23 protein-coding genes, 4 tRNA genes and 1 pseudogene are annotated in these 22,795 nt (G+C 43.4%); 3 read left to right on the forward strand and 25 right to left on the reverse strand.

Annotated features, from left to right (window positions below; translation table 11 throughout):
* Nucleotides 1–148 precede the first annotated feature (148 nt).
* The 14 genes from F972_RS10955 to rpe form a co-directional block, all read right to left on the reverse strand.
* Nucleotides 149–225 (reverse strand) — tRNA-Pro (locus F972_RS10955).
* A gap of 4 nt (nucleotides 226–229) precedes the next feature.
* A tRNA-His gene (locus tag F972_RS10960) sits at nucleotides 230–305 on the reverse strand.
* A 38-nt stretch (nucleotides 306–343) separates the two neighbouring features.
* Nucleotides 344–420: transfer RNA gene (locus tag F972_RS10965), tRNA-Arg, on the reverse strand.
* A 69-nt stretch (nucleotides 421–489) separates the two neighbouring features.
* Nucleotides 490–566: transfer RNA gene (locus F972_RS10970), tRNA-Pro, on the reverse strand.
* A gap of 130 nt (nucleotides 567–696) precedes the next feature.
* Nucleotides 697–1,761 carry a quinolinate synthase NadA gene (nadA, locus tag F972_RS10975; protein WP_004682970.1) on the reverse strand — a complete coding sequence of 355 codons (1,065 nt, stop codon included), beginning with the start codon at nucleotides 1,759–1,761 and terminating at the stop codon, nucleotides 697–699.
* A gap of 143 nt (nucleotides 1,762–1,904) precedes the next feature.
* Nucleotides 1,905–3,137 carry a bifunctional glutamate N-acetyltransferase/amino-acid acetyltransferase ArgJ gene (gene argJ / locus F972_RS10980; RefSeq protein WP_004682971.1) on the reverse strand — a complete coding sequence of 411 codons (1,233 nt, stop codon included), beginning with the start codon at nucleotides 3,135–3,137 and terminating at the stop codon, nucleotides 1,905–1,907.
* An 81-nt stretch (nucleotides 3,138–3,218) separates the two neighbouring features.
* Nucleotides 3,219–3,707 (reverse strand): methylated-DNA--[protein]-cysteine S-methyltransferase, encoded by a 489-nt coding sequence (locus tag F972_RS10985; RefSeq protein WP_004682972.1) that lies wholly within the window; start codon nucleotides 3,705–3,707, stop codon nucleotides 3,219–3,221.
* A gap of 63 nt (nucleotides 3,708–3,770) precedes the next feature.
* A complete protein-coding gene (locus tag F972_RS10990) occupies nucleotides 3,771–4,088 on the reverse strand; it encodes a DMT family transporter (protein ID WP_004682973.1) in 318 nt (105 codons plus the stop codon).
* A gap of 167 nt (nucleotides 4,089–4,255) precedes the next feature.
* Nucleotides 4,256–4,801, reverse strand: coding sequence for a hypothetical protein (locus F972_RS10995; protein WP_004682975.1), 546 nt, complete (start codon nucleotides 4,799–4,801; stop codon nucleotides 4,256–4,258).
* Nucleotide 4,802: 1 nt separating this feature from the next.
* Nucleotides 4,803–5,312, reverse strand: a complete 510-nt coding sequence (locus F972_RS11000; protein ID WP_004682977.1) for a hypothetical protein — start codon at nucleotides 5,310–5,312, stop codon at nucleotides 4,803–4,805.
* An 82-nt stretch (nucleotides 5,313–5,394) separates the two neighbouring features.
* Entirely contained in the window at nucleotides 5,395–6,276 is an 882-nt protein-coding gene (locus tag F972_RS11005) for a copper resistance protein B (RefSeq protein WP_004682978.1), read from the reverse strand.
* Nucleotides 6,263–8,026, reverse strand: coding sequence for a copper resistance system multicopper oxidase (locus tag F972_RS11010; protein WP_004769789.1), 1,764 nt, complete (start codon nucleotides 8,024–8,026; stop codon nucleotides 6,263–6,265). Before F972_RS11010 ends, F972_RS11005 begins: the two co-directional genes overlap by 14 nt.
* A 73-nt stretch (nucleotides 8,027–8,099) precedes the next feature.
* Nucleotides 8,100–8,525, reverse strand: coding sequence for a hypothetical protein (locus tag F972_RS11015; RefSeq protein WP_004769790.1), 426 nt, complete (start codon nucleotides 8,523–8,525; stop codon nucleotides 8,100–8,102).
* Between the two features lie 339 nt (nucleotides 8,526–8,864).
* Nucleotides 8,865–9,551, reverse strand: coding sequence for a ribulose-phosphate 3-epimerase (gene rpe, locus F972_RS11020; protein ID WP_004757276.1), 687 nt, complete (start codon nucleotides 9,549–9,551; stop codon nucleotides 8,865–8,867).
* Between the two features lie 148 nt (nucleotides 9,552–9,699).
* On the opposite strand from rpe, the pseudogene F972_RS15920 reads away from it, so the two are divergent.
* A pseudogene (locus tag F972_RS15920) lies at nucleotides 9,700–9,786 on the forward strand (DUF2218 domain-containing protein); the annotation flags it as partial.
* Nucleotides 9,787–9,812: 26 nt separating this feature from the next.
* Here the strand turns inward: F972_RS15920 and fghA are convergent.
* The 7 genes from fghA to F972_RS11055 form a co-directional block, all read right to left on the reverse strand.
* Entirely contained in the window at nucleotides 9,813–10,658 is an 846-nt protein-coding gene (fghA, locus tag F972_RS11025) for an S-formylglutathione hydrolase (protein WP_004757274.1), read from the reverse strand.
* On the reverse strand, nucleotides 10,627–12,072 hold the full coding sequence (locus tag F972_RS11030; RefSeq protein WP_004769791.1) for a C13 family peptidase: 1,446 nt from the start codon (nucleotides 12,070–12,072) through the stop codon (nucleotides 10,627–10,629). Before F972_RS11030 ends, fghA begins: the two co-directional genes overlap by 32 nt.
* A 208-nt stretch (nucleotides 12,073–12,280) precedes the next feature.
* Nucleotides 12,281–13,084 carry a class I SAM-dependent methyltransferase gene (locus tag F972_RS11035; RefSeq protein ID WP_004769793.1) on the reverse strand — a complete coding sequence of 268 codons (804 nt, stop codon included), beginning with the start codon at nucleotides 13,082–13,084 and terminating at the stop codon, nucleotides 12,281–12,283.
* On the reverse strand, nucleotides 13,084–13,905 hold the full coding sequence (locus F972_RS11040; protein ID WP_004682990.1) for an undecaprenyl-diphosphate phosphatase: 822 nt from the start codon (nucleotides 13,903–13,905) through the stop codon (nucleotides 13,084–13,086). Before F972_RS11040 ends, F972_RS11035 begins: the two co-directional genes overlap by 1 nt.
* An 18-nt stretch (nucleotides 13,906–13,923) precedes the next feature.
* Nucleotides 13,924–14,607 (reverse strand): tRNA (adenosine(37)-N6)-threonylcarbamoyltransferase complex dimerization subunit type 1 TsaB, encoded by a 684-nt coding sequence (gene tsaB, locus F972_RS11045; RefSeq protein ID WP_004682992.1) that lies wholly within the window; start codon nucleotides 14,605–14,607, stop codon nucleotides 13,924–13,926.
* A gap of 141 nt (nucleotides 14,608–14,748) precedes the next feature.
* Nucleotides 14,749–15,276, reverse strand: a complete 528-nt coding sequence (locus F972_RS11050) for a gamma carbonic anhydrase family protein (RefSeq protein ID WP_167539036.1) — start codon at nucleotides 15,274–15,276, stop codon at nucleotides 14,749–14,751.
* Nucleotides 15,277–15,308: 32 nt separating this feature from the next.
* Nucleotides 15,309–15,914, reverse strand: a complete 606-nt coding sequence (locus F972_RS11055) for a CoA pyrophosphatase (RefSeq protein WP_004675141.1) — start codon at nucleotides 15,912–15,914, stop codon at nucleotides 15,309–15,311.
* 129 nt (nucleotides 15,915–16,043) lie between these two features.
* On the opposite strand from F972_RS11055, the gene F972_RS11060 reads away from it, so the two are divergent.
* Nucleotides 16,044–16,592 (forward strand): NUDIX hydrolase, encoded by a 549-nt coding sequence (locus F972_RS11060; RefSeq protein WP_004682996.1) that lies wholly within the window; start codon nucleotides 16,044–16,046, stop codon nucleotides 16,590–16,592.
* Between the two features lie 18 nt (nucleotides 16,593–16,610).
* Here F972_RS11060 and F972_RS11065 read toward each other — a convergent pair whose 3' ends face one another.
* Both F972_RS11065 and F972_RS11070 read right to left on the reverse strand, forming a co-directional pair.
* Nucleotides 16,611–17,669 (reverse strand): RNA-guided endonuclease InsQ/TnpB family protein, encoded by a 1,059-nt coding sequence (locus F972_RS11065; protein ID WP_034428177.1) that lies wholly within the window; start codon nucleotides 17,667–17,669, stop codon nucleotides 16,611–16,613.
* A 390-nt stretch (nucleotides 17,670–18,059) separates the two neighbouring features.
* Nucleotides 18,060–18,671 carry a Uma2 family endonuclease gene (locus F972_RS11070; protein ID WP_004683000.1) on the reverse strand — a complete coding sequence of 204 codons (612 nt, stop codon included), beginning with the start codon at nucleotides 18,669–18,671 and terminating at the stop codon, nucleotides 18,060–18,062.
* 87 nt (nucleotides 18,672–18,758) lie between these two features.
* Between F972_RS11070 and pabB the strand changes: the two genes are divergently transcribed.
* Nucleotides 18,759–20,111 carry an aminodeoxychorismate synthase component I gene (gene pabB, locus F972_RS11075; RefSeq protein WP_004769796.1) on the forward strand — a complete coding sequence of 451 codons (1,353 nt, stop codon included), beginning with the start codon at nucleotides 18,759–18,761 and terminating at the stop codon, nucleotides 20,109–20,111.
* 13 nt (nucleotides 20,112–20,124) lie between these two features.
* On the opposite strand, the gene hisC is transcribed toward pabB, so the two are convergent.
* Nucleotides 20,125–21,213 carry a histidinol-phosphate transaminase gene (gene hisC / locus F972_RS11080; RefSeq protein ID WP_004769797.1) on the reverse strand — a complete coding sequence of 363 codons (1,089 nt, stop codon included), beginning with the start codon at nucleotides 21,211–21,213 and terminating at the stop codon, nucleotides 20,125–20,127.
* A gap of 158 nt (nucleotides 21,214–21,371) precedes the next feature.
* Nucleotides 21,372–22,664 carry a histidinol dehydrogenase gene (gene hisD / locus F972_RS11085; RefSeq protein WP_004769800.1) on the reverse strand — a complete coding sequence of 431 codons (1,293 nt, stop codon included), beginning with the start codon at nucleotides 22,662–22,664 and terminating at the stop codon, nucleotides 21,372–21,374.
* Nucleotides 22,665–22,795: the final 131 nt, after the last annotated feature.

Genomic DNA, 22,795 nt, shown 5'->3' on the forward strand with positions numbered 1-22,795 from the left:
ACTGATTCAATTTTAAATCTGGGATTGACTTGGGAATATAAAATAGATTTTAACGTGATTATTTCAGAGCACTCAAAATGAGAAATTATTTAATCTTTGCTTCTATAAAAAGATTCGATCATAAATATTATTATTAAAATCAATAATATGGTCGGAGCAGTAGGATTCGAACCTACGACCCCCTGGTCCCAAACCAGGTGCACTACCAGGCTGTGCTATGCTCCGAATGTGGGGTGAATGACGGGATTCGAACCCGCGACAACTGGAATCACAATCCAGGGCTCTACCAACTGAGCTACATCCACCATAACATATTTTTGATTCTATATACCAAGCTGCCAAATGGCGCGCCTGACAGGATTCGAACCTGTGACCATCCGCTTAGAAGGCGGATGCTCTATCCAACTGAGCTACAGGCGCATAACGATGATAATATTATCAAGCGATACTTCGCCGATATTAAAATAATGTTTTTCAACATCTTTTAAATGGTCGGAGCAGTAGGATTCGAACCTACGACCCCCTGGTCCCAAACCAGGTGCACTACCAGGCTGTGCTATGCTCCGATTTCTCAGCTTTTATTGTATCGCACATCGTGCGGTACGGTGTGCATTCTAGGCTTGACGTTGCATCACGTCAACACCTAGTTTTAAAAAAAATGATTTTTCCTTATCAAATGTATATTTAACAAGCATTTTAACGCTTTAGCGAAGCGCTAAAGTTCAACATTCGATCTAAAGGTAATTTGGCACGTTCAGCCAGGGCTGGATCAACGTGTATTTCCTGATCACCATGCTGTAACACATGCAAAATCCCATCCAGTTCGTTCATTGCCATCCACGGACAATGTGCACATGAACGGCAGGTTGCACCCTCGCCTGCGGTCGGTGCTTCAAATAATTCCTTATCAGGTGCGGCCTGCTGCATTTTATAGAAAATGCCACGGTCAGTTGCCACGATCATTTGTTTATGTGGAAGTGTCTGCGCAGCCTTGATCAATTGCGAGGTACTCCCAACAGCATCGGCAATTTCCACCACCGATTCAGGTGATTCAGGATGAACCAATACCGCTGCATCTGGATAGAGCGCTTTCATTTGCGCAATACCACGGGCACGAAATTCTTCATGCACGATACAGGCACCATCCCACAACAACATTTCAGCGCCCGTTTTCTTCTGAATATAGCGACCTAAATGTTGATCAGGTGCCCAAATAATTTTTTCGCCCAAACTATCTAAATGTTCAATGATTTCAACCGCGCAGCTTGAAGTCACCACCCAATCGGCACGTGCTTTTACAGCCGCCGAGGTATTGGCATACACCACCACGGTATGGTCAGGATGCTGATCACAGAACGCTGAAAACTCATCTACAGGACAACCCAAATCCAGTGAACAAGTTGCTTCCAAAGTTGGCATCAACACTGTTTTTTCTGGTGATAAAATTTTAGAGGTTTCGCCCATAAACTTTACGCCTGCCACCACAAGGGTTGTTGCAGGATGATCACGACCAAAGCGCGCCATTTCTAATGAGTCAGAAACACAGCCACCTGTCAGTTCGGCAAGCTCCTGCACATCAGGATCACAGTAATAGTGGGCCACAAGCACTGCATTGCGTTTTTTCAACTCAGCTGCGATTTGAGCAAACTTTTCTCGTTTCACTTCTGGGCTTAGGCTATTGTCTTTTGGCTCACCCAAACGATCTAAATGCGCCTGCACAATATTTTTGGCTTCGTTCGCAATTAAATTCGCATCATTCATAAAACGTCTTCTCTATCCTGCGCGCCTGCATTACTGCAAACTTATAACGTGGGCATCTTGGCGATGATGTGGAGTAAATCACACTATCCACATACCAGCTTATAAAAAAAGCCTCACTGTGGAGGCTTTATTATACCGTATATTTACGAGCGATAATCGGCATTAATTTTCACATAGTCGTAAGAAAAATCACAGGTATACACGGTGTCTTTGGCTGTACCACGACCAAGGTCGATACGGATGGTAATTTCTTTCTCAGCCATTACCGCTGCGCCTGCCGCTTCGGTATAGTCAGGATTTGCACCACCATCTAAGCAGATTTGTACGTCACCCAACCAAACTTGCACCTTGCTGCTGTCCAGATTCGGTACACCTGCCTTACCAATCGCCATCACAATACGGCCCCAGTTTGGATCGGAGGCAAATAATGCGGTTTTGATCAATGGTGACTCAGCCACACTATAGGCAACATCACAACATTCCTGAGTATTTGCCCCACCCTCAACCTGAACGGTAATGAACTTGGTCGCACCCTCACCATCACGCACAATCAACTGCGCCAGACGATTCATAATACGGGCAAGCACATCCAGCACCTGTTGGTAACGTGGATCATCCTGAGCGGCAATTTCCGCGCCGCCTGCTAATCCAGTTGCGACAAAAATACAGGAGTCATTGGTGGAGGTATCACCATCAATGGTAATGCGGTTGAATGAATGCTCAACTGTGGTTTGAAGTAGGCTTTGCACCAATTCACGGCTAATCGGCGCATCCGTTGCCACAAAACTCAACATGGTCGCCATGTTCGGGCGAATCATGCCTGCACCTTTACTAATCCCTGTCATGGTATAGCTCACACCATCCAGCTCAAACTGTTCAGATGCACCTTTTGGTGTGGTGTCTGTGGTCATAATGCCTGATGCGGCATCAGCCCAGCGATCCGCATTTAAGTCATTCAATGCAGGCTGAATGCCTTGCAGCAAACGTTCGATTGGAAGTTGCTCACCAATTACACCTGTTGAAAATGGCAGGATTTGACTAGTTTGCACACCTGTCAGTTCAGCCAGTTGGGCACAGGTTGCCTCCGCATTTTTATAACCGATTTTACCTGTGGCGGCATTGGCATTGCCTGTATTAATAATCAGATAGCGTGGCTGCTGTTGTGAAGTACTTTCAGCGAGATGCTTTTTACTAATCAGAACAGGCGCAGCGGCAAATGCGCTTTGGGTGAACACACCCGCAACATTTGAACCCTCGGCAAATTCAAAAATGACCAGATCGCGTCGGTTTGGATAACGTACATACGCCTCAGTTGAGCCAATTTTCACACCCTGCACCACATGCATTAGCGGCATCGTTACGTCACCAACAGCCATTTTTAAATACCCATTCAACTTGTTATGAAAGACTTAAGCTTATTCCAAAAGGCAATTAAAATCGAGTGTTAGCCATATAGATTATTGAATTTGACCCTGTTCCAAACTCAATAAAATCTGCTTCTTATCCAGACCACCTGCAAAACCCACCAAAGCCCCACCAGAACCAATCACGCGATGGCATGGTGCAATAATTGAAATTGGATTTCTACCATTGGCGGCACCGACCGCACGCACTGCCTTTTCATTGCCAATCTGGAGCGCAATATCTTTATAACTGCGTGTTTCTCCATAAGGAATGGTCAATAAAGCTCGCCATACCTGTTGCTGAAAATCCGTACCCTGAAAATCCAGTGGCAGATTAAACTGCTGGCGTTGTCCTGCAAAGTATTGTTCTAGTTGTTGTTTCACTTTTAGCAGCAGCGGATGCTGGATATTCTCAATCAGTTCCGCCAAGCGTACCCGTTTATGGTCTTCATTGTCCCACATCACGGCGACCAAAGCCTGATCATGAGCAACCAGTTTTAATGCGCCTACAGGAGATTCCATATACATATAAACCAGTTGCATCAAAAATCTCCTTTACGCTACTTCAATCGTAGCCCCCTCTTTGATAAAGAGGGGGAATTTTTCTTAATTCGATGAAAGCTTCATCAACACCAAACCCGACACAATCAAGACGGCTGCGATCATACGCATTGCGGTCATGGGTTCATTCAGCACCATAATGCCCAAAATAAAGGAACCCATCGCGCCAATGCCTGTCCATACGGTATAGGCTGTTCCCAAAGGAAGTGTACGCATTGATATGCAGAGCAAAACCACACTTAAAATCATAAAAACAATCGTGACCACACTTGGGGTGAGACGGGTGAAGCCCTCAGACATTTTCATTGAGTACGCCCAAATGATTTCAAAAATCCCTGCCAGAATTAAAATTGCCCATGCCATTTTTACATTCATCTTTATTCATGGTTGGGTCGTCCCAACGTGATTCTTTTCTGGGGAGGTCGTCCTCCCAGCTTCAGGAGTTTACTTTAAAATGGGCAGTTATGTGAATTGTTATGTATCTACCCCAATTAAGCCATTGAAAAGCATGAACTGTTATTCTGTGTATTCTATTGCCAAATGATGCTGTCCACACGTATCAATTCACAGGCACCATTACCTGTATCCTCACGGGACAAGGAACTTTTCCAGCGCCATCCATCGGGTGCCTGAATTTCGATTAATGCACCCTTGAGGTAGACCAAATCATCCTTTTTAATTTTCTTCATTTGCGATGCGACATAGGCATCTGCTGGAACCAAATGCATGTTGGCACTGTGTGTTTCAATTTCCCTAAACGAAATCGGTGGTTCATGATCAACACGCCAGTGATACCAACGGTTACTCTGGGAAATGTCAATTTGCTTATACACCTGTGGATTTGCCATTTTCCCCCAGCCTACAGCAATGTCCATAGGGGAAAATTCTGCTTCACGGCCTAGATTGTAGTCTTCCCGTCCCAATACACGAAATGAACCCTCATAGTTTTCCAGTGCCATCACCTGTACACCTTGCTGGGTCGTAATTTGACTCACATTTGGAGCGGGTTTAAGCAGATTGGTCCAGACCAGCCATGCCAAAGCCAGTCCCAGCAAGCCATACATCCATCTTGGCATATTATTGATCCTTTTTACCTTGTAATACCTTGATCCATCGCCTAAGTTTTTCTAAAGCGGCATACAAAAATTGCTGAATAGGATTGAGCTGGTTTTCTGTAAAGGTCTTGTTCTGACTGGATGAATCTGTCTTTTCCTGCTTATTAAATGTACTGATTTCCACAGGCTCATAATGTGACATGGTTTGTTGTAGTTCAGCCCCCAGACTCAGACGTTGCAAGGCGGCAGTAACCTCATCAATCGGTAGATGATGGTAGAGGGTTAAATGACGTGCATCCAGGTCAATACTATGCTCAACCAATAAATCCACAAATGGAACTAATGCCTTGCGTACACGTGTTGCTTCCACAACACTGCTCATATGGGGAATATAGTAAAAACTGACATTCATGCTGCCATTTGCTGCAATAAATCCTGCTTGAGACTGGAAAGAAGCCTGAGACTTTTCGCCTGAATGTGTCCCTTGATTTGCATGTTGTGTTATTTGCTGCTCTTGTTGTTCTAAAGCCATTTATGCACCATGAATGACTCAAAAAAGATACTGCAAGTATAAACCAACAGTATCTCAGCGAAGTGACATTTTAGACAGAGTATCAGAACTTTAACGTAAGCCCCACAGCATATAGCCCGCCTTGCTCATGCCCTGAAGCCATTTGCCATGCAGTTTGCTTTTTACCTTTATGATAGGCATAAGCAAGGTCAATAAATGGCATGACTTTTTTATTGATTTCATAGCGAATCTGCGCGCCTGTTTGCAGTTTGGACACACCTGATTTTTGTGCATATTTTGATTGATCATTTAAAACCAGATCCGCATTGAAATAAGGCTGTGCAATCCATTTCTGGGTAAACAGCACATCACGGCTGGTTTCCAGACTGAACTGCCAGCGTTGATCGTGTCCTGCATAGAGATAGGCTTCGGTTTCAAAGAAATAGGGAGCCAAACCATGTACGCCGACTACGGCGCTCCACTGGCTTTTATCCTGTTGCTGTTCAGGTTGATATTGATGGCGAGCACCCACCTGTACATCCCAAAAGTCAGCAATACTACGGCTATATAAAGCCATTGCATCGGTTTTTGTCTGCTGGGATTCTGCCTTTTCCACATGCGCCTTGATGAAAATCTTGTTTTCATCTGTGCCTATCCAAGTTTTCAGTTTACTGCTAGCACTGCCCCGACCATGATCATCCACTGTCCATGCGTTTTCCAGAGTGGTGGCCTGATACATCTGCCCACCATGTTCACGGTGATGATTATGCGGTGTATGGTCAAGCTCTGCCCTTACAGGAACACTTTGATGTTGCTGATGCTGCATCGCTGATGATGCATCCATTTGCATAACGGGCTGTTCATCTGTCATGTGATTATGTTCTTCATGTGCATAAGTCACGGCGCTCAGGCAGCACATCATTCCACCCATCAACAATAAGGGTACATGGCGTTTCATTTCAGGAGTTAGCTTAATGATGTACATGGCTTTCTCCTTGAGAAGACTGAACAGGCGTTTGCATCGGCGTTTTTGTGTCATCAACATTTGCTACGATCAGCTTGCTCATCATACCTGCACTCATATGGTATAGCAGGTGGCAATGAATTGCCCATTCGCCCAACTCATCCGCAGTCAGCATGGCGGTCACTGTCTTGCCTGGCGGTACGATTATTGTGTGCTTGTTTGGCATGTCCTGTGCAGACTGGCCATTTTCCAGTTGCATAAACATGCCATGCAGATGCATCGGATGCGCCATCATGCTGTCATTGATAAATTTTAGGCGGATACGTTCACCAAAGCGCACCTTTAAGGGTTCAAAGTCCTTGTCACTGAACTTCTTGCCATCAATCGTCCAGATATAACGCTCCATCGTACCGCCAAGACGGATCAGCAACTCTCTTTCAGCAGGACGGGTATCAGCTTGGGGGGTTAATGATTTTAGGTCAGCATACTGCAACGCCTTATGCCCTGCTGGTGTGGAGGCATTGGCCCAACCCTGTACGGTATCAGGTTGATCTTTTTCAAAAGATGCCATAGATTGGTGCTGGCTATGCTCAGACATTGCTGATGCTGACATCTGCATCTGGTCATGTGAATGATGTTCCATGTTCATTTGCTGATGCGAGCCATGATCCATTTTGCCCATATCCATTTGCCCATGTCCCATATCATCCATGGTCAATAGTGCACGCGGACGGGCTTTCGGCATTTCAAGCTTTTGCTGTTTTGGAAACATTTCGTTTTGCAGGGATGCAATCGCAAAACCAGCGCGGTCAATCGACTCTGCCTGAACTTGATAATATGCCTGCATTGGCTCCACTATCACATCATAGGTTTCTGCCGCACCAATCCGAAATTCATCCACTGGTACAGGTTGCACAGGCTGACCATCGGCACTCAGCACCGTCATTTTTAAATCTGGAATACGTACATCAAAAAAAGACATGGCTGAAGCATTGATAAAACGCAGGCGGACTTTCTCACCCGTTTTAAATTTACCTGTCCAGTTTTGTTGTGGCGTTTGACCATTGACTAAAAAGGTATAACCCGTAACATCAGACAAATCGGTTTTAAGCATCCGCATCTGGTTCCACATTGCACGGTCTTGCCAGCTTGCCTTTAAACCTTGCTGTTTGACCTGTTTCCAAACATCGCGCACTGTTTCACGCTGATTTTGATAATACTCGGCGGACTTTTTCAGGTTTGCCATGATCTGGGCACTATCGGATTCATGAAAATCCGACAGCATCACCACATAATCACGTTCAGCTTTTTCATGTGTGGCAACAGGCTGTTTTCCTTTTGGATAAATCACCAGCGGACCATATAAACCGTCCTGTTCCTGCCCTTTACTATGGGCGTGATACCAGTAAGTTCCGTTTTGGCGCACCTTGAAACGATAGGTAAAATCACCCTTTGGCTGAATACCCTGAAAGCCATTAAAACCAGGCACACCATCCATCAATCCAGGTAAAAGTAGCCCATGCCAATGCAGGGAGGTGTCCTGATCCTTGAGTTGGTTATGCACATGGATGACCGCCTCGTCACCCTCTTCAAACTCCAGAAGCGGAGCAATAAACTTGCCATTAACTGTCATTCGTTTAACAGGTTTCCCTGTTAAGTTGACCATGCCCTGACTGATATTCAGGTGATATTCCTTGATTGCAGCCCAACTATCAGGGGCAAGCAATAGGCTCAAACTGGCAACAACGCCAGCATATAATTTTGAAGACATAAAATAATCCCAATCTGTTAAATATCGCCTAGCCCCTCTTTAAAAGAGAAGAATTTCAACGGAATTTAATAGATCAGGTTCTAGGAGGGCGTAAAATTTCCTGCCAATAGCCAGCAAGATGTCGAGCCTGATAATCGGTATGTTGATAGGAATCAGGCTCTAAAAAAGGTGAGGAGGATAAACTGGGTGCCTGCTGATCAAGTGCAAGATTGACTGTCTGACAATGTGAGGGACTATTGCAGTCCTGACAATGCTGATCACTATGCATTTTTCCATCATGACATTTTGTCAAACTGGTCGTATCAACATGCGACCCAGACATATGATGAGGTTGATCCAGCATAGGTTGCTCATGGCAAGGCATTGTTTGAGCGGTTGCATAAGATTTTTGAGGAGATTGAATTGCCTGAACTGCTGCAACAGCCACACCACTCCCCCCGATGAAGAATATCATCAGGAATACAAACCACAGATGTTTGTATTTTTGGCGCAGTTGCACGTTAGATTCCCTGTTTCAATGATCAAACTAAGTCAATATACTTAGCATAATTTCTTTCATACTTATACACAATCAGCTTCATGTTTCAATTCTGATCATTTAGAGTCAGTTTAAAGAAACCTGCTGATTTATCATTTAATTTCCAAACAAATAAAAAATGGATAAAAATAAAGCAAAATAAATAAGTTGGCGCATAAAAAAGGACAGATATTTGTCCTTTTTCCATTATTTTGCTGTGAATATAAACAACTGAAATCACTTTGTTTATTTTAACAACAGTTTATCCACTTGCTTATCAACACGGTTATCCACCCAGTTATAAACAAAGTTATCCACATCTTAAATCTCTACCTGATTCACTTTTGCCAACTCCGCCCGCATCTGATCAATCACTGTTTTATAATCTGGTTGACCAAAAATCGCTGAGCCAGCCACAAACATATCCGCACCCGCTGCTGCAATTTCACCGATATTGGCAGGGCCAACACCACCATCCACTTCCAGACGGATATCACGACCACTGGCATCAATAATCTGACGTGCCTGACGTAATTTTTCCAAAGTCATTGGAATGAATTTCTGTCCACCAAAGCCAGGGTTTACACTCATCAACAGGATTTGATCGACTTTATCAAGCACATAATCCAGATAGTGTAACGGCGTGGCTGGGTTAAATACCAAGCCAGCTTTTGCTCCACCCGATTTGATCAATTGTAGCGAGCGATCAATATGGTCTGATGCTTCTGGGTGAAAGGTAATAATGTCGGCACCCGCTTCCAGAAAATCGCCGATCATACGGTCCACAGGCGAAACCATCAAATGCACGTCAATCGGCGCCTTGATCCCATAATTTTTCAGTGCCTTGCATACACCTGCACCAAAGGTCAGGTTCGGTACATAGTGGTTATCCATCACATCAAAATGCACAACATCTGCGCCTGCCGCCAACACTTTTTCTACCTCTTCACCTAAACGCGCAAAATCAGCAGATAAAATCGACGGTGCAATTAAATAAGGCTTGGACATGGATAACCTGACGAATACTGAGAAAATGATGGGTAAATTATAGCAAATTCATAACACTTCCGTCTGTAGTTAGCCTGCTGGCATTGCAAACTTGCAACAGCCCATTTCATGAGAACTATTTTCATTTACAATTGAAAACCAGCAGGAAGATGTTACCCATTTGGAGCAGGTGGTACTTGCTCATTTAAACCGTATGGCTCAACAAGAATTTTTAGTTGAATGGCAACATCATTAAAAGAAGCTCATATGAACTTCCAGTATTTAGCTTAATGCCTTTTCTAACTGAATGGCATGAAACTGTAGATGGTCATCAATAAAACTTTGAATAAAGTAATAGCCATGATCATAACCTTTGTGCAGGCGTAGGGTGAGAGGCTGACCAGCATCGAGACAGGCCTGCTTAAATTTCTCAGGATTCAACTGCGCATAGAACTGGTCATCCAGTCCCTGATCAATCAGGATTTCCTCAAAAACTCCACCCTTTTGCTGGACCAGAGCAGTCGCATCGTGTGCTGACCACTGTTGTTGATCAGTACCTAAATATTGGCTAAATGCCTTTTCTCCCCAAGGGCAGAGACTTGGTGCACAAATGGGCGCAAAGGCGGAAACCGACTTAAATTGCTCAGGATATTTAAATGCCAGCGTCAATGCACCATGTCCACCCATTGAATGACCAAAGATTCCAACTTGATTTTCAATCACTGGAAACTCCTGCAATATGTGCGCATACAACTCATCAACAATATAGGATTCCATTTGATAATGTTCAGCCCACGGTTGCTGTATCGCATTCATGTAGAAACCTGCACCCTGCCCAATGTCCCAATAATCCCCTTGCGCCACATCCTCTCCACGCGGTGAGGTATCTGGTGTAATTAAAATCAGGCTTAAACGTGCAGCCATACGTTGTGCATGTGCCTTGATTGCAAAGGTCTCTTCAGTACAGGTCAGGCCAGCAAGATAGAATAATGCTGAACATGGCTTACCCTCTAAAGCAGCTGGTGGCAGATAAACCCCAACCTTGCTCAGCCCTTTGAGATGCTGGGAATCAATCTGGTAAATCCGTTGCTCGCCCTCAAAACAACGATTTTTTTGCAGTAGTTGCATGTTTGTTATCCTGTGTTTTTGTAGTATCTGTTGTTGTCATATTTTGTGTAGGGAACAAATAAGGCTCCAGTTGTGGCAGCATTAATTCCATATTACGCCCAATTGACCATTGCGGTTCTGATGGTTCAAAGCCTTGCGCAGTTTCCCATTTGGTCACTGTTTGTCTGGCCTGCTCAAATGCCTGCTTGATTGAAGACTGCTCACGCATTGCCAGATCAAAAAATGCCCGACCGAAATAGGTATAGTCGGCCTCACTATTACAGCCAAATGAGGTTTTATCTGCTGCTGATGCGGTAATGATCAATGTTTCAGGTGACTGCAAGGCAGGAATAAAGCTGCCCGAATAACAGGCCGAAATCACGATCACACGCCAGCGAATTCCAGACTTATCCAGTGTTTCACGCAGCCATTTCGGGTCAACCTGCCCAAGCTCTAGCGGCGCATTTTCAATTTCAAAATGATTCCGTTCGCCATGTGAAGTCATATACAGGAATAGCACATCACTGTCACGGTTCATTTGCTGGCCAATACGGCGCAAAGCCAGTTCCATACTGGTTTTAGAAGCGATTGGCACCTCCAGACGTGTGGCAGGGTTATTGATCAACATCAGCGAACGGCCAAAGGTTCCAAAACGGGTATCAAACTGCTCTTTTATCCGCTCAATTTCCGACTTGAACACATCAGCATAACTATCTCCCGCCACTCCCATAAAATACCAGTGGCTTTGGGCGATATCGCCATATTGTATTTGATCCAGTGCCGTCTCAAGCAAATGGCCCTGCGCATAAAATGCCTCTTCACTGAAACTTGGCGGTGTTTGCTCCACTTTCCAGACTGGCTGGTCCTTAACAGATAATTGCCATACCACCATTGTGGCAATAGTTGCCACAATCACCAGTACACGCTCCCACCACGGCCATTTTAATGCACGGGAAAAAACCCAGATGACTGCCAGACTCTGCCAGACAAACAAGCCAACAAAAAATGGGGGTAAAAAACCATTATAAATACTGTCAGGGATAAAGTTCAGGTAACCATTTGATCCAAGATACTGAATCAGGCATTGTAACAACAGAATATTGGTATCAAGCACCAACCACAGCAATGCAGGCACCAGCATCAGGCGAGGTTGGTTCATGCGCTGGGAAAGGAAAATACCGACAATTAAGGCAATAAATGGCCACAGTGCATATCCAATCAACCCCTGGGGATTAAAGTCCCCCATTTGCCCAGCAACCAGCCAGCCATAAAGCGAGTTGGTACATCCACCCAGAATTCCCCACAGAATCAGTTGGGTGATTGAAGGATGTACCACCTGTAGGGAACGGCGTGACCCCAGAAACAACCACATTCCAGCAATTTGGTTACTTTTAAAATCGTGCCAGATATTAATGGAGGGCTTGAGGTCTATCATAAAATTCTTTAGGTATTTCTCTTTTCAAGACAAAACTGAAAATCTACTTCTTCAAAATAAGCATCACTTTTCTAAAAATTGAGATGCTCAGCTCTAGTGTAAGCGTGACAAGAATTTTTTAGCAATCATGCTTTTGCACTATATCACAAATCTTTACTGTGCATTGACGCAAGCCAAACAATCAACTGAATCCGATGAGGATTTGAACTTAAACTTTGGCAAAATATGCATCAAAACGGCAGGCATCTCCCAGCCATTGATGATCAGGAGTTTGATCTGCCAGATAAATGGCATGACGTGGACGCTTGACCACCACACGTTTGGCAATTTTCCGCGCTAAATCCAATAACTGATCGCCCAAGTCCATCTCGCCATCTTCAGGCAACAACAAGTGTAACAACTGCATTTGTTTCTTAACCTGCGCCTGCTTTTTTATCGCCTGCTGGTTCTGGTCACGCTGTGGAAACATCGGGTCCAGATACACCACATCCACCTGCTGATTCTGCTGGGCTAATTGCTGTAAATATACATTGGAGTCTGCAAAAACCAACTGAATCCGTGACACAAAAGTCTGTAAAAATGGATCCTTTTCAGCCTGTGCCTTGGTATATTCCAACAACACAAACAGGATCGGATGCCGTTCAACCAGACAGACATCCGCCCCTAGATAGGCCATCAGCAAACTGTCATGTCCCAGACCTGCGGTCGCATCAACCAGTGTTGGCTTTTCTCCAAGCTGACACGCTCTGGCAATCATCTCAGATTTTAAACTGGCTCTTTTTAATCGCGGAATCTCGGCACACCAGTCAGGCTGCATTTTCATGCCGTTGGCGGCAAGACTTAAACCATCCTCATCCAGCACCAGTGCCATGTCTGGATTCAGGCGTAAAAAACGTGCATTAATTTTCTCAACCACTTGCCCATCAAGCTGAACATGCAATTCAGCCAAACGTGTTTGCAGTTGCTGAAATTGGTGTTGATATTCAGCTTGATACCAACAGATCATCTGCATTACCAATGCACCCAACCTGTCCACCAAGTTGCCAGGATCAACAGTCCAAATACAATGCGGTAGTAGGCAAATGCGGTAAAATCATGCTTGGAGACATAACGAATCAGGGCACGAATCACAATCAACGCTGAAATAAAGGCAACTACAATTCCAACAGCCAAGACTGCCATATCATTGCTATGCAACTCATGACGCATCTTGTACATATCTAGCAGACCTGCGCCCATCAGTACAGGAATGCCCAGGAAGAATGAAAATTCAGCCGCAGCCTTACGTGAAACGCCGAGGAACAATGAACCAATAATGGTTGAACCAGAACGGGAAGTGCCTGGAATCAAGGCAAGACACTGAATCAAACCAATTAAGGTTGCCTGCTTAAAGCTTAGATCATCCACTTCCTGAGTTACAATTTGATGCGGGCGGCGTTCCGCCCATAAAATAATAAAACCACCCACAATCAATGCGATTGCAACGGTAATTGCATTAAATAAATAGGCTTTTACCACATCACCAAAACTCAACCCAATGATCACGATTGGAATTGAAGCAATAATCAGGTTAAGGCTTAAACGGCGGCCCTGTTCCTGCCCTGTGAACGCACCAATCAAAGCCCCCCACAACTTGCCCCAATATTCATAGATCACAGCGGCAATCGCACCAATCTGCACAGCAACCGCGAACATATCACGCTTTTCAACCGTCCAGAAATCCAGCAGTTGACCCGTTAAAATTAAATGCCCTGTACTTGAGATGGGTAGAAATTCAGTAATCCCCTCTACCAAGCCCATAATCGCCGCTTTAAATAGCAATAAAAGATCCATACTCAACCTTAATTCGTATTAATTTGCTTTGCCTTGTTCTGGAATTTTCTTCCACGCATCATCACGCAAATACACAGGCAGCGCATGTTCAGCATCAACCCATTGTTGTTGTTTCGCATATACACGGGCAATTGTTGCAATATCCTGTGCAGTCGCCATGATCTTCAACGTGCAAGCCTCAGATGAGTCTATTTGCTCTGGCTTAATCAAGCCTGAACCCGAACCAATCGCGGTAAACTGACAATATTCAGCTGCCTGCTGATAATTTAATAATCTTTCTTCATCTATGGCCTGCATGATGCCATGTTGATCCAGACTAAAGCTAGCAATATAGACTTCCTGCATACGTGCATCCAGCACAGCAGTAACCTGTTGCAAGCCTGTTAAACGGTAGGCTGCCTGTGCCAAGGCCTGCAAACTGGATACAGGAATCACAGGCAAGTTATGCGACCAGGCCAAAGCCTGTGCAACTGCGGCATTAATACGTACCCCACTAAACGAACCTGGGCCGCGACTAAAGGCAATGGTAGTTAAATCAGCAAGTTGGGTTTGAGTTTGCAACAAGGCCTGTTCAGTTAAGGGCAAAATGGTTTGCGTTTGTGCCTTGGTTCGTTCATCCAGTTGAAAAAACAGTTCTTGGGTATCATCCACCAATGAAACAGAACACTGCTCATTTGCAGTTTCCAGTGCAAGCAATTTCATGCAAAAACCCTGAGTGCCAGAAAGAGAAAAAACGTCGAGTATCATACTCCACTCTAACCTACTAGGCGAGTTGTTCTCCTTTTTAATACAAAAAAGCCAAGCATTTGCCTGGCATTTATAGCGTTAAGTTTAGATCAAAAATTAAAAATGAAACTCTTCCAGATTTAGGAAATTCTTATAATGTTCCGCATAATGCAAAGCGCTTAAACGTAAACGGGCAGCTCCCTCTTCATCCAGAGTTTTCACCACTTTGCCAGGCGAACCCATCACCACAGAATTGTCTGGAATCACCTTGCCCTCTGGTATAAGGGCATTAGCTCCAATAATACAATTTTTGCCAATCACGGCATGATTTAAAATCACCGCATTCATGCCAATCAATGAATTATCACCAATGCGACAGCCATGTAACATCACCTTATGTCCAACTGTTACATATTCGCCAATATCCATTTCAATGCCTGCATCGGTATGCAACACCGCATTTTCCTGAATATTGGAAAAATTACCAATCCGAATCACACAATTATCGGCACGCACCACAGCACCAAACCAGATGCTGACCTGACGGCCCAGCTCAACCTGACCAATCACCGTTGCAGTTGGTGCAACCCAGCCATCCCAAGGCTCATACAATGCTTTTGGACTTAATCCCTGATAGCGATACATCATGATGAATACTCGACTTGATTAAATACGATTTAAAACTTGGATAATCCAAAATGCGGTGGATTAACCAGAAACGGCCAATTTTTTTGATAACCCAGACCATACTGAAACAAAGACACCAGCATACGCGCCGTTAACCCCCACACGATTTCACTTTCCACCTGCATACTTGGAAAATAAATGGATTGACGTGCCAGACGAACCTCATAGGGTAAAGGCGGCGCTTCTATTAACTGTTGTAATGGCACAAAAAAAATACGGTCTATTTCTGTGGGCTGGGCAATCAGTTCCACTTGGGCAGGAATCAAGCCAACGATTGGCTTAACCGATAACCCACTTCGCGCACGCTGAATCGGCAAGTCACCCAAAAGCTTGACATCAAATGGATTGAGCGCGGTCTCCTCATGTGCCTCACGCAAGGCCACCACAATATTGCTGGTATCACTTGGATCACGCTTGCCACCTGGAAATGAAACCTCTCCCGCATGTTGTGACAACTGCATGGAACGGCGGGTCAGCAAGACTTTCGGTTGGACTTCCTGAGTTATTGCAATCAAGACTGCGGCATCTGCCTGCTGGATTCGTTTGGAAAAACGCAACCGTTGTTGTAAAAGCTGTATTAACGACGGCTGTTCCATATCACTCATCTCTTCTTGTTACTTTCCTGATAAATCATCATAGCCGAAATTTGAGTTGTCAGTATAGATGATGATGCGAACAGATAAAAATTCAGTTATGCTGAGCTATCTCTACGGCTGATGATAATTATGAGCTTTTGTGTTGCATGCGGACATCAAACTGAGGCAAAAATTCCACTGGGTGATCATAAATTACGTTTGGTTTGCACAAATTGCGGCAATATTCATTATGAAAATCCCAAAGTAATCTGTGGTGCTTTAGCGCTTTGGGACAACAAGGTATTACTTTGCCGTCGGGCAATTGAACCCCGCTATGGTTTATGGACCTTACCCGCTGGTTATATGGAGCTGTTTGAAACCATGGAGCAGGGCGCAGCGCGTGAAACCCGTGAAGAGGCCGAGGCAGAGGTTGAGATTGAACAGCTTTACTGTATGTACAATATCCCCCGTATTGGGCAAATCTACGTCTTGTTCAAGGCACAATTAAAACAGGGACTATTTGGTGCTGGTGAAGAAAGCCTTGAATGTCGCTTATTTGAAGAACATGAAATTCCCTGGACGGAACTTGCCTTTCCGAGCGTAGAGCAAACATTAAGACATTATTTTACCGATCGTAAAAATGGGTTATTTCCATCTCATTTAGAAACATTGGGAACGCGTTTAGATCATACAGGTTAAATTGACATCCTCCCCGACCTAAAGGACGGGGATTCCTCCTGCGAGACGCTCATGTCCGAGCGCAAGAATATTCAGTGCGGAATTTACATCCCGATCATGGAGCGTACCGCACTCCATACACTGCCACTCTCTTATTCCTAAACCTGTCCTACCTTTCGGACTACTGGAGCGTGAGCCACAGCACGAATACATTTGGGTGGTATACGCTTCATTGACTTCTTCATACCATACCCCTGCGTTCTCGCATTTATACTTGAGCATGGTTCTTAGTGTTGTCCAACTTGCATCTAGCACTGATTTAGCTAATTTAGTTTGTGCGAGTGCTTTGGCATTCACATTGCCAACGAAGATTGCTGCATGTTCATTCACCAGTTTATGGCTGAATTGATGCAGCATGTTTTGACGTATATTTTTAATCTTGGCGTGAATTGCTTTGACACGTTTCTTATTTCTAGCTCGTTGGGCTATGCCAAGTTTTTGTTCATATTGGCGATAGATTTTAGGGGCTTTGAGTTTCACACCATCTGAGCATGTTGCAAGGTCTTTTAGCCCTAGATCAATGCCAATGGCTGTGGTTGATGTTGTTTTCTCTATCTTTGGTGCTTCTACAACTAAACAGACATACCAACGCCCACGACTATCCTCAACAAATGAGCCTGTTTTAACATTGTATTTGCTTAGTCCGTAGCTGTCCCATAGTTTGAATTGGTGCTTGCCATATTGAACATAGCCATCAGCATATTTGATTGCTACTTTCTTGAACGGTATCCAGCCCAATGAACGCCTAGCTGATTTTTTATTGCTGACTCGCCATTTCAGTTTTGCTTTTTTGAATTGCTTGCGTCTTGTCACTAATTCTTCTGTGACCGCCTGAATCGTTTGGCTATGCAAATTACATTCTTTCGATGTGCCTTTTGTGTATTTGGCAATGTCGTATGCTGAAAAGAATTGTTGTTTGCGTTGTAGATGCTTGAAACACAAATCATTGACATAATTCCAAACAAAGTTTACCTCCAACGCTAGTTGGTCTAGCATCTTGCAATGTTTGTCTTTTATTCGTAATTTGAGTGTCTTCATACAATTATTTTAACCGTATTTTTCTTAATAGTGATTATAGCAAAAGTATTTAAAACGACATTTCATGTCGTATGGCTTACGCCAGTCGCTTATATCCTCGGGCTAAACCCCGAGGTTTTACGCTCCAATGGATAAACGGCATTATCTGATTAATAGCAATCAATAGACTTTTTATTCTACAACATATTGATAATTATAATTTTTATACAAAATCTTTTTAAATCAACCTGAATATTTTGAACTTCTGTCTGTTAATCGGCAGAATTTTCGTTTTGAGAATGTAAACAAAATCTCTTTTTAACTTAAAATTGATAACAATCGTCAAAATCAAGTTTTTCGGTATTCACTTTCTAAGCCATACTTTCTCTACAAGTGACAATAAGCTTAATTTTATTGCCCTATGCCCTGTTCAGCTTGTGCAATTTCTGCCTGCTTCGCCAGCCATTGCTGCATATCTTCATTTTTTACCCGATCATAGATTTCTGAGACTTTAACCGTTAAATCAATCGACTGAAAATGGACATCTTCATCTAAATAAAAATGTTGAGACTGCCAGCCGTTAGAAAGACGCTGGATTTCCACATCGACAAAATCCTGTTCGATCAACACATATTCCTGTAAAGTCGGAATAGTAAGGTAAAGATCACGTTTCAGTGTCTTGTCTTTTTGGCGGGTGGATTTTGAGAGCACCTCAACAATGAGGGTTGGGTTTTCGGTATAATAATCCTGTTCATCTTCACTGCAATCAATGATTGCATCAGGATAAAAGTAGTTTTTTCCGACTTTGAGTTTCATATCTGAACCAAAAGGTTGGCATGGTTTACCTTTGAGGTGACCCAATAATAACCCCAACATATTATCTGCTAAACGAACATGGTTCCGATGTGCGCCCGCCATTGCGTAAACTTCGCCATCGATATATTCATGTTTGATATCAGTCAATAATTCGCCCTCAAGGTATTCCTGTTCACTGATATATGGTTGTGGTTGAATGACTGCCATTTTGCTGCCCTAATACCCAAAATGTTTATTCTATTTTAGAGTGTAGTACACTAGCATATCCTTGTGTATGCCAATGTATTTCTTTTTATGTCCCAGTTTTTGCAAAAGTTAAACATACAAAATAATGCCGTATCTGCACTTTTGCTCCAGCTTCAGGATTTAACTGGCTTGGTCTATCTCCATGATCAAAATTTTCCTGTTATTGCATTTCTACCCAAAGCTTTTTTAAAATTTCAGCAGTCAACGCTGATACAGTTTCATCAAATTGAATTTAATCAATATCAAATAAATCAAGATGTAACATCAGTGATTGAATTTTCAAATTTCAATCATTCACAAGAATACCCAGAGCACGACATTTCTTTCAATGGTGGTTATATTGGCTTCTTTAGCTATGACTATAGTGCAGATCAATTTATTGATGTTTTTAGTCATCCACAACCCAGCTTTTTTCTAGGTGAATATTCTACTTTTTTAAAGTTTCAGGATGGCGCATGGTATTTTTATAGTGATGAGGAACAAGCGCAAAATATTTATAAAAGCATTTCCAGACTGCTAAACCAAGCCCAAGAAAATGAATTAGCCACACTTCAACTCTTAAAAAAGTGCGCTTCCCGTTGGTCAAAAGAACAATATTTTGACGCATTCAATCAGGTTCAGGAGTACATCAAGGCAGGTGATTGTTATCAAATCAATTTAACACAAGAATTTAAGGCAACAGCACAAGGTACACTATTAAGTAAAGCTGAAGAATTATGGCAATTGACCCATGCACCGTATGCAGGTTATTTAAAGCTTGATGATTTTGAGCTACTCAGTTGTTCACCTGAGTTATTTATCGAATTTCAGCATGAGAGAAAAATCAAGACCCGACCAATTAAGGGAACCATGCCACGCTTTGATGATCCCAAACAGGATCAGGCATCCAAAGCCAAACTCAGTAACTCTGAAAAAGATCAGGCTGAAAATGTCATGATTGTGGACCTGTTGCGTAATGACCTCAGTGTTTATGCTGAAACGGGTTCAGTAAAGACAACTAAACTCTTTGAAATTGAAAGTTTCAATCAAGTGCATCACATGGTCAGTGAAATCACGGCAACTTTAAAGCAAGATATCAATCCTATGCAGATGCTATTGTCTGCCCTGCCTGGTGGTTCAATTACGGGCGCACCCAAAATTCGTGCCATGCAGATTATTGAGGAACTAGAGGGTGCATCAAGAGGTGCGTATTGTGGCAGTTTGGGTTATTTCAATTTTGATGGCACGGGACGCTGGAATATCCTGATTCGTAGTATTCAAAAGTATCAGGATCAATTATCAGTCTGGGCAGGTGGTGGCATTACCATCGCTTCTGATGTTGAGGCAGAATATCAGGAATGTTTTGATAAGATTTCTGCCATGCTTGATTTGCTCAACACATGGCTGAAATCTGAAGATTGAACCAATATGGCTATTACAAAATTTGCATTTTAAGTGTATCAACTAAACGCTGATTTTGTTCATCTGTGCCAATCGTAATTCGCAAGAATTGATCAATTCTTGGTTTATTAAAATAACGGACGATAATCCCCTGCTCACGGAGCTGCTGTGCAAGCCTGGCGGCTTCATATTGTGGATGAGTGGTAAAAATAAAATTAGCTTTTGATGGCAATACCTTAAAACCTAAAGCAATCAAATCACCCACCAGTTTTTCACGGCTTTCTATCACTTTTGCACATTGTGCTTCAAAATAAACTTGATCTTCAAATGAAGCTACTGCCGCTGCAATCGCAAATCGGTCCATTGGGTAGGAGTTAAAACTATTTTTGACTGCTTCAAGTGCGGCAATCAAATGGCTTTGTGCAATGGCAAAGCCAACCCGTAAACCCGCAAGGGAACGCGACTTGGAGGTTGTTTGACAAACCACCAGATTATCATATTGATTAACAAGCTGAACTGCTGATTCTGCTCCAAAATCTACATAGGCTTCATCAATCACAATCACACGATCTGGATTGGCCTGCAAAATTTGTTCGATTTGTTGCAAACCCAATGCAATACTGGTTGGCGCATTAGGATTAGTAATAATAATGCCACCATTTTCCTGCTGATAATCTGAAACATCAATTTCAAAATTTTCATTCAAAGGTATCTGCTTGGTCTGAATTGCAAAGAACTGACTATAAACTGGATAAAAGCTATAGGTAATGTCAGGATAAAGCACAGGCTCATTCTGGATAAAGAATGCCTTAAAAATATGGGCTAGAACTTCATCTGAACCATTACCCACAAAAACCTGATCAAGTTCAACTTTTTGCTGATTGGCAATCGCTTGCTTTAAGGCGGTTGCATCAGGGTCAGGGTATAAACGCAAGGCATCAGCCTGATTTGCCAAAACCGTCTGCACTGCTTCCACTACTTTGGGTGAAGGTGGATATGGGTTTTCATTGGTATTAAGTTTGAGCAAATTCTGGATTTTTGGTTGTTCACCTGGCACATAAGGCTCTAATTCGCGAACTTCTGGACTCCAAAAACGCATTTGTTGTGTTGTGATCTTTGACATTTTATATTCTCTTTTACCCTCTCCTAACCTCTCCCAAAGGGAGAGGAATCTTCAAACTTATTCCACATGTATAGTGACAAGTCCCCTCTCCTTCTAGGAGAGGGTTAGGGAGAGGTTTATATTTGTTATAACATTAAGCAATGACACACGTTGCACATTCAAGCTTCATAACGGTAACGTGCTGAACGTGCATGGGCATCAAGGTTTTCTTGTACCGCAAGTATATCGGCTGTTTTGGCCAGCGTTTTAACACCATCCTGTGAGCACATAATCAGGCTTGAACGTTTTTGAAAATCATAAACACCCAGTGGCGAGGAAAAACGGGCTGTGCCTGACGTTGGCAAAACGTGGTTTGGCCCTGCACAATAATCACCAATCGCTTCTGGCGTATAACGTCCCATAAATATTGCACCTGCATGACGAATATCCTGACTCATCAATTCAGCATCATCCAGACAGAGTTCCAAATGCTCAGGCGCAACCTGATTGATCAGCTCAATCGCTTCTGCACGGTCTTTAACCAGAACCAGTGCACCACGGTTTTGAATTGAAGTACGGGCAATTTCGGCTTTTGGTAATTCAGCAAGATGCTTTTCAATGGCTGCATCCACGGCATTTAAAAGTGCTTCATCGGGTGTAATGAAAATGGCTTGAGCAACCGTGTCATGTTCTGCCTGAGACAATACATCCATCGCCAGCCATTCGGCATTGTTTTCACCCTCTGCATAGACCAGAATTTCTGAAGGTCCAGCAATCATATCAATGCCCACCTGACCAAACACGGCCCGTTTTGCCGCAGCAACAAAGCGGTTCCCTGGTCCCGTAATTTTATCTACGGCTGGAACGGTTTGGGTTCCGTAGGCCAATGCCGCAACTGCCTGTGCACCACCAATGGTAAATACTCGGCTAACGCCAGCTATATATGCCGCAGCCAAGACCAATGGATTGAGCTCACCATTTGGTGCAGGCACCACCATAATAATTTCAGGCACGCCAGCCACATGGGCGGGTAGCGCATTCATCAATACAGAGGATGGATAAGATGCCAACCCCCCTGGTACATAAATCCCAACCCGATCAAGAGGCGTAACTTTCTGTCCTAAAGTATTTCCCAGCTCATCCACATAAGTCCATCCCTCTTGCTTTTGCGCCTGATGGAATGAACGAATCCGCTTTGCCGCCAGCTCCAGAGCTTCACGAATTTCTGTACTTAATCCCTCAAATGCGGTTTTAAGCTGTTGCTGGCTAAGTTCTAAATCGGAGAATTGATGCGCTGGATGTCGATCGAACTGTTGGGTGAGTTTAAGTACATGTTCATCACCATGCTGGCGGACATCAGCAATGATCTGGTCTACAGTCTGTACGAGTTGAGGATCATTGACAGTTTCAAATGCCAAAAGCTCAGCAAATGCCTGTTTAAAATTCTGATCCTGAGTCGATAAACGTCGCATCAATTTACCCACAAGATAAAAAAGAGAACGCTAAGTTTACTCTTTTTCATCGTCCTTGTGGATGCAATATCAGCCTAAAAAATCAATCACAAAGAAAGAGTTCTTCGATCGACACTCAGTTCCTGCTTATT

This window comes from Acinetobacter sp. CIP 102529, from assembly GCF_000368325.1.
GTDB classification, from domain to species: domain Bacteria; phylum Pseudomonadota; class Gammaproteobacteria; order Pseudomonadales; family Moraxellaceae; genus Acinetobacter; species Acinetobacter parvus.